At 62.3% G+C, this 13,640-nt stretch carries 12 protein-coding genes; 3 read left to right on the plus strand and 9 right to left on the minus strand.

Annotated elements, in window-relative coordinates; translation table 11 throughout:
• The 5 genes from JV551A3_RS02305 to tcyJ form a co-directional block, all read right to left on the minus strand.
• Nucleotides 1-458 (minus strand): acyl-CoA dehydrogenase family protein (locus tag JV551A3_RS02305; protein ID WP_205125928.1); only part of this gene is annotated, 458 nt, incomplete at its 3' end.
• A 136-nt stretch (nucleotides 459-594) separates the two neighbouring features.
• The gene (locus JV551A3_RS02310) at nucleotides 595-1,836 is read right to left on the minus strand and encodes an SfnB family sulfur acquisition oxidoreductase (protein WP_133969925.1); all 1,242 of its coding nucleotides are present in this window, start codon (nucleotides 1,834-1,836) and stop codon (nucleotides 595-597) included.
• Between the two features lie 264 nt (nucleotides 1,837-2,100).
• Complete coding sequence (tcyN, locus tag JV551A3_RS02315) at nucleotides 2,101-2,859, minus strand: L-cystine ABC transporter ATP-binding protein TcyN (protein ID WP_133969926.1); 759 nt, start codon at nucleotides 2,857-2,859, stop codon at nucleotides 2,101-2,103.
• A gap of 2 nt (nucleotides 2,860-2,861) precedes the next feature.
• Entirely contained in the window at nucleotides 2,862-3,530 is a 669-nt protein-coding gene (tcyL, locus tag JV551A3_RS02320) for a cystine ABC transporter permease (RefSeq protein ID WP_133969927.1), read from the minus strand.
• Nucleotides 3,527-4,321, minus strand: coding sequence for a cystine ABC transporter substrate-binding protein (gene tcyJ, locus JV551A3_RS02325; RefSeq protein WP_015268587.1), 795 nt, complete (start codon nucleotides 4,319-4,321; stop codon nucleotides 3,527-3,529). Before tcyJ ends, tcyL begins: the two co-directional genes overlap by 4 nt.
• 392 nt (nucleotides 4,322-4,713) lie before the next feature.
• On the opposite strand from tcyJ, the gene epsC reads away from it, so the two are divergent.
• Nucleotides 4,714-5,646, plus strand: coding sequence for a serine O-acetyltransferase EpsC (epsC, locus tag JV551A3_RS02330; protein WP_133969928.1), 933 nt, complete (start codon nucleotides 4,714-4,716; stop codon nucleotides 5,644-5,646).
• A gap of 332 nt (nucleotides 5,647-5,978) precedes the next feature.
• Nucleotides 5,979-7,940 (plus strand): choline transporter BetT, encoded by a 1,962-nt coding sequence (gene betT / locus JV551A3_RS02335; protein WP_166674205.1) that lies wholly within the window; start codon nucleotides 5,979-5,981, stop codon nucleotides 7,938-7,940.
• Nucleotides 7,941-8,055: 115 nt separating this feature from the next.
• Here betT and tauD read toward each other — a convergent pair whose 3' ends face one another.
• Genes tauD through tauA form a run of 4 tightly spaced genes read right to left on the minus strand, consistent with a single transcriptional unit; the run spans nucleotide 8,056 to nucleotide 11,562 of the window.
• On the minus strand, nucleotides 8,056-8,889 hold the full coding sequence (gene tauD / locus JV551A3_RS02340; protein WP_085626061.1) for a taurine dioxygenase: 834 nt from the start codon (nucleotides 8,887-8,889) through the stop codon (nucleotides 8,056-8,058).
• A 48-nt stretch (nucleotides 8,890-8,937) separates the two neighbouring features.
• Complete coding sequence (tauC, locus tag JV551A3_RS02345; RefSeq protein ID WP_133969929.1) at nucleotides 8,938-9,777, minus strand: taurine ABC transporter permease TauC; 840 nt, start codon at nucleotides 9,775-9,777, stop codon at nucleotides 8,938-8,940.
• Complete coding sequence (gene tauB, locus JV551A3_RS02350) at nucleotides 9,774-10,562, minus strand: taurine ABC transporter ATP-binding subunit (protein WP_133969930.1); 789 nt, start codon at nucleotides 10,560-10,562, stop codon at nucleotides 9,774-9,776. Before tauB ends, tauC begins: the two co-directional genes overlap by 4 nt.
• Nucleotides 10,563-10,590: 28 nt before the next feature.
• On the minus strand, nucleotides 10,591-11,562 hold the full coding sequence (gene tauA / locus JV551A3_RS02355) for a taurine ABC transporter substrate-binding protein (protein WP_112251292.1): 972 nt from the start codon (nucleotides 11,560-11,562) through the stop codon (nucleotides 10,591-10,593).
• Between the two features lie 622 nt (nucleotides 11,563-12,184).
• Between tauA and JV551A3_RS02360 the strand changes: the two genes are divergently transcribed.
• The gene (locus tag JV551A3_RS02360) at nucleotides 12,185-13,525 is read left to right on the plus strand and encodes an OprD family porin (RefSeq protein ID WP_133969931.1); all 1,341 of its coding nucleotides are present in this window, start codon (nucleotides 12,185-12,187) and stop codon (nucleotides 13,523-13,525) included.
• Nucleotides 13,526-13,640 lie beyond the last annotated feature (115 nt).

Genomic DNA, 13,640 nt, shown 5'->3' on the forward strand with positions numbered 1-13,640 from the left:
GAATAGAACGTGCGGCCGTGGTGGTGAAAGCGATCGCCGTCGCGGGTCGGGCGGGTGGTGCGCGCGTTGGCGGTTTTGGTGCCCAGATCGGCAAGGGCGTTGCCGAGGCGTGTGCCCGAGAGTACTACGGGGTACAGGCGTTGCTGCTGTTCAGGCGTGGCGTTTACCCGCAGCACTTCCAGTGCGTAGAAATGGTTTTGCGGGATCTGCCCGAGCGAGCCGTCGGCCTGAGCGATGCGGGCGATGACCTTGGCCAGGGTGATGTTGGACACGCCGGCGCCGCCAAAGGCCTTGGGCACGCTGATGGCCCACAGGCCGGAGCGGGTGAACAGTTCCAGCTCTGCGTGCGGCAGGCGGCGCTCGCGGTCGCGCAGGGCGCTGTCGCGGCGTAGTTGTTGGGCGACTTCTTCGGCGACCGCCAGGGCTTGTGTGTCGTCGGTGATGATGTTTGTAGTCATGGTGTGTCTCCGGGGCCTTGGGGCCGCTTTGCGGCCCTTTCGCGACACAAGGCCGCTCCCACAGGGAACCGCGCACTACTTGTGGGAGCGGCCTTGTGTCGCGAAAGGGCTGCGCAGCAGCCCCAGAGGCTACAAATCAAATCCAGGAATGCCGTGCAGGCAAGGTGCCGTTCAGGTAGTAAGCGCCAACCGCGTGGTACTTCCAGCGCACCGGGTCGTGCAGGGTGTGCACCCGGGCATTGCGCCAGTGGCGGTCGAGGTTGAACTCGGCGAGGGTGGCGCGGCTGCCGGCCAGCTCGAACAGCTTTTCGCTGGCCTGCAGGGCAATCTCGGTCGTCAGTACCTTGGCCTCGGCCACCGCGATTGAGGCCCGCGCCGCGCTTGCTGTATCGATCGGCGCGGCATTGACCTCGTCGAGGACCCGCGCGGCCTTGCGCAGCAGCGCTTCGGCGGCGTGCAGTTCGAGCTTCAGGCGGCCGATGTCGGCGATTACATAGGGGTCGTCGCTGGCGCGGTCGACCTTGGCCTCGATCCATGGCCGGGCCTTTTCGCGCACGAAGCTGATGGCGTCTTCGATCGCCGCTTCGGCAATGCCGGCATCGATCGCCGCCTGGATCAGCTGCGAGGCCGCGCCCTGGATGTTGGGAGTGTCGCGCTGGCGCCAGTTGTCGATCACCAGGTCGGCATCCACCGGTACCTGGTCGAGCAGCACGGTGCCGCTGGCAGTGGTGCGCTGGCCGAACCCGGACCAGTCATCGACGATGCGCAGCCCCGGGCTGCCTCGGCGTACGAATGCCAGGCGCTGGCGACCTTCGTCATCGAGTGCCTTGACCGCCACCCAGTGGGCGAACAGGGCGCCGGTGGAATAGAACTTCTCGCCGCTGATGCGATAGCTGTCGCCCACGCGGGTGATCCTGGCCTTGAGGGTCAGGGTGTCCTTGGTGCCGCGTTCTGGGCCTGCATTGCCGATGCGCCAGCCGTCGAGCACGCTGCGGAAGATAACCGCCTGCTGTGCCTCAGTAGCGGTCAGGCGCAGCAGTTGCAGCATGCCGAACTGGTTCTGCGGGATCTGCCCCAGGGCCGGGTCGGCGGCGCTGATCACGCGGAATACTTCGGCCACGGTCTCGAACGAAACATCCGGGCCGCCATGGGCCTTGGGTACGCTGATGCTGCCCAGGCCGCTGCGGGTGAACAGTTCGATCTCGGCCCATGGCAGTTTGCGTTGCTGGTCGCGGCGGGCGGCCTGCTCGCGAGCGACCTCGGCCAGTTCGCGGGCCGCTTGCAGGGCTTCGGCGTCGTTGCGCAGTACCTTGGCCGGCAGCAGCAGTGGCGAGCTGTCGAGATCGCTGTGGAATTGGGTATTGGGTTGGCTGGACATCAGTACCGCTCCTTGGCTGCACTCAATGCCCTGGCGTTACGCACTGGGGTGATTGTGATCCTGACCATTCCTGACCTCACAAAAAATGAATGCCGCTACAGCTGATCGCGACAGATATGTGCTGGTCCGGTGGTCCGGTTTATATACCCTAATGCTTTATAAAAAGTTTATGAACTAACACTTTGGAATATGTATAGAAGGAGGGATTTGCTACAGATATGCCAGCCTCTTCGCGGGTTTACCCGCGAAGAGGCCAGTGCAGGCTTACTCGGAAGCAGCAGTACCGAGGAACTTGCGCAAGAACTGCCGGGTACGCTCTTGCTTCGGCGCCGCAAACAGCGCCTTGGCCTCGCCCTGTTCCACGATCACGCCCTTGTCGAAGAAGATCACCCGGTTCGCCACGTCACGGGCAAAGCTCATCTCGTGGGTAACGATGATCATGGTGCGCTTTTCCTCGGCCAGGCCGCGGATGGTCGCCAGCACTTCACCCACCAGTTCGGGGTCCAGCGCCGAGGTTGGCTCGTCGAACAGGATCACCTCCGGCTCCATGGCCAGGGCGCGCGCGATGGCCACCCGTTGCTGCTGGCCACCGGACAGGCGCCGCGGATAGGCCTCTTCCTTGCCCGCCAGGCCAACCTTGGCCAGTAGGCGTCGGCCCAGTTCCAAGGCCTGCTCGCGCGGCGTCTTCTTGACGATCACAGGCCCCTCGATCACGTTTTCCAGCGCGGTGCGATGAGGGAACAGGTTAAAGTTCTGGAACACGAACCCGGCCTGCTGGCGCAAGCGGCGAATCGCACTTTGCTGCCCGCCCAGCGGGCGGTTGGCGTCGATGCTGATGCCGCCGATCTGGATCTGCCCGGCATCGGGTGTTTCCAGCAGGTTCAGGCAACGCAGGAAGGTGGTCTTGCCCGAGCCGCTGGGGCCGATGATGGCCACCACTTCGCCGGGTTGCACGGTCAGGTCGATACCGTCGAGCACGGTCTGGCCCTTGAACCGCTTGGTCAGGCCTTTGACTTCAATCATGCTCAGTGCTCCTGGTCATGCTGGTTGACTCGCGCTTCCATGCGGTTCTGGAAGTGCGCGAGGATGCTGCACAGCACCCAGTAGATGACCGCCACCGCCACGTACATGGTGAACACTTCGAAGGTGCGCGCGGTAATCAGCTGGGCCTGGCGGAACAGTTCGGGCACCTGAATGGTCGCCGCCAGGGCGGTGTCCTTGACCAGCGAGATGAAGCTGTTGCCCAACGGCGGCAGTGCGGTGCGCAAGGCCTGGGGAAGGATCGCCCGGCGCATGGCCTGGACGCGGGTCATGCCGATACTGGCGGCAGCCTCCCACTGGCCACGGTCGATCGAGGAAATCGCCGCGCGCAGGATTTCGCAGATGTAGGCGGCCATGTTCAGCGACAGGCCGATCAGCGATGCCGGGATCGGGTCGAGCTCGATGCCGATCTGCGGCATGCCGAAGTAGATGACGAACAGCTGCACCAGCAGCGGCGTGCCGCGGAAGAACGACACGTAGACCCGCGCCAGCCAGTTCAGCGGCAAGATCTTCGACAGCCGCATCAGTGCCAGGGCAAAGCCCAGCAGCAGGCCGAAGAACATGCCGCCAACACTGAGCAGCACTGTATAACCCGCGCCCTTCAGCAGGAAGGGCGCGGAGTCGACAACGAGTTGCAGGCTTTCAACAATCATTTGGTGACATCGGCACCGAAGTATTTCTCGGACAGCTTGGCCAGCGTGCCGTCAGCCTTGAGCTTGTCCAGCGCCTTGTTGATCGCCGCCAGCAGTTCTGGCTCGCCCTTGCGCAGGGCCACGCCGCTTTCCAGGCGCGAGAAGGCATCGCCGGCCAGTTCGGTGTCCTTGGCCTTTTGCGCGTATTCCAGCGCAGCAAGGCGGTCGATCAGGATGGCGTCGATGCGGCCGTTGCGCAGGTCGGCAAACTTGCTCGGGTCGTCTTCATAGGTACGCACATCGGCTTGCGGCACGTCCTTCTTGACCCATTGCTCGTAGTTGGTGCCCAGGCCTACACCGACCTTCTTGCCTGCCAGGTCTGCGGCCTTGTGGATATTCAGTTGCTCGGCCTTTTTCTTCAGAATCAGCGCCTGGATGCCTGAGATGGTGTAAGGCTCGGAGAAGTCATACTTCTTCTTGCGCTCTTCGGAAATGGTCACCTGGTTGATCACTACGTCCAGGCGCTTGGACTCCAGTGCGGCGAGGATGCCGTCCCACTTGGTCGGCTGCACCTTGGCCTTTACCCCGAGTTCCTTGGCCAGCAGTTCGGACAGTTCCACTTCGAAGCCGGTCAGCTTGCCGTTTTCGTCCTGGAAGCTGAACGGTGGGTAAGTGCCTTCGAGGCCGACGTTGATCACGCCTTTTTCCTGGATGGTCTTCAGTTGCTCGCCGGCGAAGGCCTGGCTGAGCAGGCCGGCACCCAGCAAGAGAGCCAGGCTGGCGTTGAGTAGCGGTTTGGCGAATTTCGACATGTAAGAGCCCCGCGCTTGTTGTGGAAGTAGTGGGTGGCGACTATAGGTTCGGCCGCTTAGGCCAGGAAATACTAAAAAATTATTTTGTTATTCCCTTTTTATTTTTCGCCAAGTGCTGGCTGCTTTGAGGGTAGGCGAGGTTGCCTGCTCCGTCATCGCGGCTTATGCCTGACTTAGCGCAGGATGGAATAAAGCGTTGTTTTTTCCAAGGGCCGGAATTGCCGTAGAGTGGATTGCATGTATGCAGGCCAGGCCTCTTCGCGGGCTCGCCCGCTCCCACAGGTACTGCACAGGGCTTGAATTTGTGCGGTCCCTGTGGGAGCGGGCGAGCCCGCGAAGAGGCCGGACCTGCAAATAAAAATGAGTTTGGCCTACTCAGGCAGGAGAAAACCGTGAGCGAACAACCTTCATCCGGGCACTGGCAGTTGCAGAGCATCGTCACCGGCCTGCGCGGCGCGCGTGAACAATGGCGTACCCGCAACGGCCGCAGCATTGGCGAGCAGGGCGGGCGTGAGCTGCCTTCGCGCGAGGCGATGCGGCAGATTCTGGAGCAACTGTGCGGCGCGCTGTTCCCGATGCGCCTTGGCCCGGTCGACCTGCGCGAAGAAAGCGAAGACTTCTACGTCGGCCATACCCTGGATGCTGCGCTGACCGCCTTGCTGGCCCAGGCCCGCCTGGAGCTGCGCTACGCCGCACGGCAAAGCAAAGGCGAGCTGGCCGGCGTCGATGCCCATGCGTTGAGCCTGGTGCAGGGCTTCGCCACCGCTCTGCCGGGCCTGCGCGTGCTGCTCGACACCGATGTGCTGGCCGCCTACCACGGCGACCCGGCGGCGCGCAGTGTCGATGAAGTGTTGCTGTGCTACCCGGGCATCCTGGCGATCATTCATCACCGCCTGGCGCACCACCTGTACCAGGCCGGCCTGCCACTGCTGGCGCGGATCAGCTCGGAGCTGGCGCATTCGGCCACGGGGATCGACATTCACCCCGGGGCGCAGATCGGCCAGAGCTTCTTCATCGACCACGGTACCGGTGTGGTGATCGGCGAAACCGCAATCATCGGCGAGCGCGTGCGCATCTATCAGGCGGTGACCCTGGGTGCCAAGCGCTTCCCCAGCGATGAGTCGGGCACCCTGCACAAGGGCCTGCCACGCCACCCGATCGTCGAGGACGATGTGGTTATCTATGCCGGGGCCACGGTGCTGGGGCGGATCACCATCGGCAAAGGCTCGACCATTGGCGGTAATGTGTGGCTGACCCGCAGTGTGCCGGCCGAGAGCAACATCACCCAGGCCAACCTGCAGCTGGATTGCCAGGACAAGAATTGATCTAGCATCTCTTCAGCCTGTACTGGCCTCTTCGCGGGCTTGCCCGCTCCCACAGGGACCTCACAAATATTGAATCTTGTGCAGTACCTGTGGGAGCGGGCAAGCCCGCGAAAAGGCCCGTGCAGGAGGGCACCAATCAGCGCCCCAATTCGCATTGAAATCCGATCCATGTTTAACTTGAACGCTTGTTCAATGAAAAACGCTGGTCCGCTGCCGGTGTTCAACAGGAGGATTCCTTTGCTGAACCCGTTCATTCCGAGCCTTACGTCATTCGACGAGGTGCGCCCCCAATGAGTGCACCGACCCCTTCCCTTGCCAATGGCAAGATCCGCATGAACCCTCCGGTGTTCTATTTCGCGGCAAGTTTCATCCTCATCTTCGGCCTGGTGGTCATTTCCTTTCCGCAAGCAGCAGGTGACTGGTTGCTGGCGGCGCAGAACTGGGCTGCCAACACGGTCGGCTGGTACTACATGCTGGCGATGACGCTGTACCTGGTCTTCGTGGTGGTCACCGCCTTGTCCGGCTACGGCAAGATCAAGCTCGGTGCCGACCACGACGAGCCCGAGTTCAGTTACCTGTCGTGGGCCGGCATGCTGTTCGCTGCCGGTATCAGCATTACCTTGTTCTTCTTCTGCGTCTCCGAACCCCTGACCCACATGCTGCAGCCGCCCCAGGGCGAAGCGGGCACGGCCGAGGCCGGGCGCCAGGCGATGCAGATCCTGTTCCTGCACTGGGGCCTGCATGGCTGGGGCGTGTTCGCTTTCGTCGGCATGGCCCTCGCTTATTTCGCCTACCGGCACAATCTGCCGCTGGCCTTGCGTTCGGCGTTGTACCCGCTGATCGGCAAGCGCATCAACGGGCCGATCGGCTATGCGGTGGACGGCTTCGGCATCATCGCCACGGTGTTCGGCCTGGGTGCCGACATGGGGTTTGGCGTGCTGCACCTGAACGCCGGCCTCGACTACCTGTTCGGCATCGACCACAGCCAGTGGGTGCAGGTGCTGCTCATCACCCTGATGATGGGCGCGGCGGTGGCCGTGGCCGTCGCCGGGGTGGAGAAGGGCGTGCGGGTGATGAGCGACATCAACCTGTTCCTGGCCTGCGCGCTGTTGCTGTTCGTGTTGTTCGCCGGGCCTACCCAGCACTTGTTCAACACGCTGATCCAGAACCTCGGCGATTACCTGGGTGCCTTGCCGCGCAAGAGCTTCGACGTCTATGCCTATGGCGAGAACCGTGACTGGCTGGGCGGTTGGACGGTGTTCTACTGGGCCTGGTGGATTGCCTGGGCGCCATTCGTGGGCCTGTTCATCGCCCGCATCTCCCGTGGCCGCACAATCCGCGAATTCGTCTTTGGTGTGCTGTTGATTCCGCTGGGCTTCACCCTGGCGTGGATGTCGATCTTCGGCAACAGCGCCCTGGACCAGGTCATCAACCACGGCATGACAGCGCTGGGCCAGTCGGCGCTGGATAATCCGTCGATGAGCCTGTACCTGCTGCTGGAGACCTACCCCTGGAGCAAGACGGTGATCGCCATGACGGTGTTCATCAGTTTCGTGTTCTTCGTCACTTCTGCCGACTCGGGTACCGTGGTGCTGTCGACCTTGTCGGCCAAGGGTGGCGATGCCGACGAGGACGGGCCGAACTGGCTGCGCATCTTCTGGGGGGCGATGACGGCGCTGATCACCAGTGCGCTGCTGTTCGCTGGCAGCATCGATTCGCTGAAATCGGCGGTGGTGCTGACCTCATTGCCGTTCTCGCTGATCTTGCTGTGCATGATGTGGGGGCTGCACAAGGCGTTCTACCTGGAGTCGCAGCGGCAGATCGCACAGATGCATTCGCTGGCCCCGTTCGCCCAGTCACGCCGCGGCCGTGGCGGCTGGCGCCAGCGCTTGAGCCAGGCGGTGCACTTCCCGTCGCGTGATGAGGTGTACCGCTTCATGGACGACGTGGTGCGCCCGGCAATTGCTGATGTGCGTGAAGTGTTCGAGCAGAAAGGCCTGGTGCTGATCACCCAGGACGACCCGAGCCATGACAACGTCAGTTTGAAGATTGGCCATGGCGAGGAACAGCCGTTCATTTACCAGGTGCAGATGCGTGGCTACTTCACGCCATCGTTCGCCCTGGGTGGGCTGGGTACGCAGGAGTTGAAGAACCGCCGTTACTACCGGGCGGAGGTGCACCTGAGCGAAGGCAGCCAGAACTATGACCTGGTGGGCTACAGCAAGGAGCAGATCATCAACGACATCCTCGACCAGTACGAGCGGCACATGCAGTTCCTGCATCTGGTCCGCTAGATTGCTGGGGGCCGCTTTGCGGCCCATTCGCAGCACAAGGCTGCTCCTACAGGAAATCGCGTTCCCTTGTAGGAGCAGCCTTGTGCTGCGAATGGAGGCCAAAGGCCTCCCAATTTCAGAAGGGCGCATCCCCGAGGATGGTCGCCCGATGCATCACCCGCCGGTTCGGTCGGTAGTCATCCACGGCAAAATGCTGGGTCACGCGGTTGTCCCAGAACGCCACGTCATTCTCCTGCCACCGCCAGCGAATACTGAACTCCGGCCGCGTCGCATGGGCGAACAGCAGTTTCAGCAGCGCCTCGCTTTCCAGCTCGCTCAGCTCATTGATGCGCGTGGTGAACCCCTCATTGACGAACAACGCCTTGCGCCCGCTCACCGGATGCGTGCGCACCACCGGGTGCGACAGCGGCGGGTTGTTGCGCCGGGTTGCTTCCCAGCGCGCCAGGTCTTCCGGTGTGGTACCAAAGCGCTCCAGCGGGAACGACTTGGTGAAGTCATGGGTGGCGGTCAGCCCGTCGAGCATCTCGCGCAGCGGTGCCGACAAGGCTTCGTAGGCAGCGATGCCGCTGGCCCACAAGGTGTCGCCACCGTAGGCCGGCAATTGCTTGGCGCTGAGCACCGCGCCCAGGGCCGGGGTCGGCAGGAAGGTCACATCGGTGTGCCACACGGCGTTGTCGCGCACATCGGTCACCGCTGTGTCGAGGATCAGTACCTGCGGGGTTTCCGGAACGTTGGGGTAGATCGGGTGGATATGCAGGTCGCCGAAGCGGGCGGCAAAACGCGCCTGCTGCTGCGGGTTGATCGGCTGGTCGCGGAAGAACAGTACCTGGTGTTGCAGCAGCGCCTGCTCGATGGCGTCACGTTCTTCGACGGTGATATCACGGCTGATGTCCACGCCGCTGATCTGGGCGCCAAGCGCCGGGCTGAGGGGGGTGATGGTCAGGCTCATGTCGGTCTCTTCAATCAGGCGCCAGGCTGCTGGCGTGGTCAACAGGGTTCAGTGGCTCTGCCCGTGCCAAGGCACCAGCTTGCGTTGCAGGGCACGCAGGCCCATTTCCAGGGCGAAGGCGATCAGGGCGATCAGCAGGATGCCCAGCACCACCACATCGGTAACCAGGAACTGCGCCGCCGACTGCACCATGAAGCCCAGGCCGCTGGTGGCGGCGATCAGTTCGGCGGCCACCAGGGTCGACCAGCCGACCCCCAGGCCAATGCGGATGCCGGTGAGGATGTCGGGCAGGGCGCTGGGCAGGATCACGTGACGGATCAGCTGGGCCTTGGTCGCGCCCAGCGACTGCGCGGCACGCAGTTTGGCCGGGTCGACCGTGCGCACACCGGTGGCGGTGGCAATGGCGATGGGGGCGAAGATTGCCAGGTAGATCAGCAGCACCTTGGACAGCTCGCCGATGCCGCACCAGATGACGATCAGCGGTAGGTAGGCCAGCGGTGGGATCGGCCGGTAGAACTCGATCAGCGGGTCGAGAATGCCGCGGGCCACGCGGTTGTAGCCGATGGCGATACCCACCGGGATGGCGGTGAGGGTGGCAGCCAGCAGGGCCACGCCGATGCGCCCCAGGCTGGCACCCAGGTGCTGCCACAGGCTGGCATCCATGTAGCCTTGGGTCAGCAAGGTCCCGGCCTTGGCCAGGATGTCGGCGGGCGAGGGCAGGAACAGTGGCTCGATCCAGCCGGCCGCTGTCACCAGCCACCAGGCCAGTAGCAGGCTGGCCAGGGTCAGGGCGCTGATCCAGCGGGTGGGCAGGGTGCGGCGCAGCTTGGTGGCTGGCCGGGGTTGGGTGTTGTGTTTGCCGGCGACCGGCAGGTCCAGGCTGCTCATGCGCGCTCCTGCAGGTTTTGACGTTGGGAGAACACCCGCGCCAGTACGTGTTCGCGAGTTTCGATGAAGGCCGGGTCGGACTTGATCGCCCGCGCCGGTTCACCGGCTGCATACCGCTGGCCGAAGTCCAGTTGCAGGCGCTCCACCACGCGCCCCGGGTTGGGCGCCAGCAGCACCAGCTCGCTGGCAAGGAACACTGCTTCTTCGATGTCGTGGGTAATCAGGAACACCGGCTTGGCGGTGCGTTGCCATACCTGCAGCAACAGCTCCTGCATCTGCTCGCGGGTGAAGGCATCAAGTGCGCCGAACGGTTCGTCCATCAGCAGCACCCGTGGGTTGGCTGCCAACGCCCGAGCCAGGCCGACGCGCTGCTTCTGGCCACCGGACAATTGCCAGATACGCCGTTCGCCAAAGCCGTCGAGGTCGACCAGGGCCAGCATTTCACGGGCCTTGGCTTCACGCTCGGCGCGCGGCACGCCGGCCAGTTCCAGGCCGAATGCGACGTTGCCCAGCACGTTCTGCCAGGGCAGCAGCGCATCGTCCTGGAACACTACGCCGCGCTCGGCGCCGGGGCCCTGGACGGGCATGCCGTCCAAGGTGATGCGCCCGCCGCTGGGGGCGACGAAGCCGGCGATCAGGTTGAGCAGCGAGGTCTTGCCGCTGCCGGAAGGCCCCAGGGCCACCAGCAGTTGGCGTGGCCCCAGGCTCAGGTTGATGTCGGCCAGTACCGGGGTTTCGGCACCGGGGTACTGTGCGCTGATGCGCTCCAGTTCGAGCAAGGCCATGGCAGGCTCCGGTCGGTTTTCTACAGGCTTAGTTGGGGAGGTACTGGGCACTTACGTACGGTGAGTAGTCCGGCAGTACCGCGTCGACCTTGCCTTGCTGCTTGAGGAAGGTGGCCGTGTCGGTCAGTGCCTGGGTGGTCGGCGCGCCCAATGCGTTGGCCTGGTCGGCGGCCAGCGGGTAGACGTTGCCCTGCAGCAGCACCGGGATGTCAGCAGGCTTGGCGCCCGACAGTTTGGCCAGCTTGCTCACGTTGTCGGGGTTGGCCAGCCAGGCTTGCGGGTTCTTGCGGTAGTCGGCGTAGGCGTCAAGGGTGACCTTGGCAAAGGCCTTGACCACGTCGGGGTGCTTGGCGGCGAAGTCCTTGCGCACGATCCATGCGTCGAAGGTCGGCGCACCTTTCTTGGCCAGCTCGCCGGAGGTGATCAGCACCTTGCCGTTTTCCTTGGCCACGCCTAGGGCCGGGTCCCAGACGTAGGTGGCGTCGATATCGCCGCGCTTCCAGGCAGCAATGATTGCCGGCGGCGCCAGGTTGAGGATCTGCACTTTGGACGGGTCGATGTTCCAGGTCTTCAGCGCAGCCAGCAGGCTGTAGTGGCCGGTGGAGACGAACGGCACGGCGACCTTCTTGCCGACCAGGTCTTGCGGAGTCTTGATGCTGTCGCGGGCGACCAGTGCTTCACCGGCGCCAATCTGCGTGGCGATCAGGAAGGTCTCGACCGGCAGCTTGCGGGTAGCTGCGGCGGCCAGCGGGCTGGAGCCCAGGTAGCCGATCTGCACATCGCCGCTGGCTACGGCGGTGATCACGTCGGCGCCGTTGTCGAACTTGCGCCAGTCGATGCTCGCCTTGCTGGCTTTTTCGTAGTTGCCATCGACCTGCGCCACCTTGGCTGGGTCGACGGTGGTCTGGTAGGCCACGGTAAGGTCGGCAGCCTGGGCCAACCAGCTGGCGCTGGCGAGGGTCAGGGCGGCGAACAGGCGCAGCGGAGCGTGCGGGATCATGGTGAACCTCTCGTCAGGCAATTGGGTGTGATGGATGGCGAGAAGGCTAAATGATCTAAGAAATCTAAAATAAATAACTTTTTTGCATTAGCTTAGGAGCCAATTGCTTAACCCATGCCACCGTAGTGCGATCGATGTGGGAGCGGGCGTGCCCGCGAACACCGGCGAAGCCGGTGCCATCCACCGCGTCGCCTGCTTCGCGGGCATGCCCGCTCCCACATCGATCGCACTACGGCGCGACTCGGGGTGATTTCGCTCAATGGCGAAATCAGAGACCGCTGCTAGGCTTTTCCGTCCCGATAGAACGATCCGGAATTAGGTTATGAGCAAACGTTTGCAAATAACCTTTTGTTATGACAATGGCCGTTGATACAACGAAATGCAGTAACAGTTCCTAACATATTCCGTAAAAATCTTAGCAATTCATAAAACGGTCATTTTGGATTTATAGGATTGTCATTATCCTGTAGCGCAGCTGGCGTCTTAGACCAAAGTCGCGAAACGTTTAGAAACGATTGACTTCATGGTCACGCTTTGGGACTAAATCGCCAATCCACGGTGAGCGGGGCAGCAGATCCCACCGCCAGAGATACACAAAAATTAGAACGTAGAGGAGCAAAAAATGTACAAGTCCAGCCTGGCCCTGGCCGTGGCACTGGGGGTTCTTGCCCAACAAGCAGGCGCTGCCGGTTTCGTTGAAGACAGCAAACTGTCGCTCAGCTCGCGCACCATGTACTTCAACAACGACAATCGTGAAGCCCACGCTACCGGCACCGCTGAGCGTCCGGACCAGCGTGAGTCGGGCCAAGGATTCAAGCTCGACTACATCTCGGGCTTTACCCAAGGCACCGTAGGTTTTGGTGTTGATGCCCAGGCGCTGTGGGGTATTCACCTGGATGGCGGCGAGGGCTACCACAAGTCCGGTTTCTTCCCGGATGACGGCAAAGGTTCCGCAGCCCAGTGGGCCCGTTTCGGTGCCAATGCCAAAGCGCGCTTCTCCAAGACCGAAGCGCATTTCGGTAGCGCGCTCGCACCGAACCTGCCAATCCTGGTTTCCAACGATGGTCGTCTGCTGCCGCAGACCTTCGAGGGTGGCACCATCCAGTCGAAGGAAATCGACAACCTGACCATCAACGCCGGTCAGCTGACTCACGCCATGGGCCGTGCTTCGAGCAACCGTACTGGTCTGTCTGTCGCCGGTTCCAATGCTGAAAGCAACAAGTTCCGCTACGGTGGCCTGGACTACAAGCTCACTCCAGACCTGACCCTGCAGTACTACTACTCGAACCTGGAAGACTTCTACAAGCAGCACTTCCTGGGCGCCACCCACGTGTTCAAGATTGCTGACGACCAGTCGTTCAAGACCGACCTGCGCTACTTCGACAGCAGCAGCGACGGCAAGAATGGCAACGACAGCGCTTACAACTTCAACAACAACGGTGGTTACGCCAAGAACATCGGCGAGATCGACAACAAGACCTGGTCCGCCATGTTCACCTACACCCTGGGTGGCCACGCGTTGATGGTCGGTCACCAGCAGGTAAGTGACGACGGTGGCTTCGTATGGTTGAACCAGGGCAGTCTGAACAACGACAGCGGTACCTCCGAAGGTGCTGCAGGCTCCAGCTTCTACCTGTTCACCGACAGCATGATCAACTCGTTCGCCCGTGCTGGCGAAAACACCACCTTCGGTCAGTACTCCTATGACTTCGCAGCCCTGGGTGTGCCAGGCCTGAAAGCATCGGTTGCCTACCTGCGTGGTGACGATATCCGCAACAAGTCGGGCAACGGCACCTACAACGAATGGGAACGTGATGCGCGCATCGACTACACCCTTCAGGAAGGTACCTTCAAAGGCTTGGGCTTCAGCCTGCGCCAGGGCGTCTACCGTGGTGCCGGCGAGAGCAGCGCCGACCAGGATCAGGCTCGCTTCATCGTGAACTACACTTACAGCTTCCTGTAAGCCGTAGCCACAGAGAAAGCCTCGCCTAGTGCGAGGCTTTTTTATGTCTGAGATTCGAAATTCCTGCAGGTTATAAATAAATCAGTATTTATTCTTTTTATTTTTAATCGAATGC

This window comes from Pseudomonas inefficax, from assembly GCF_900277125.1.
GTDB classification, from domain to species: domain Bacteria; phylum Pseudomonadota; class Gammaproteobacteria; order Pseudomonadales; family Pseudomonadaceae; genus Aquipseudomonas; species Aquipseudomonas inefficax.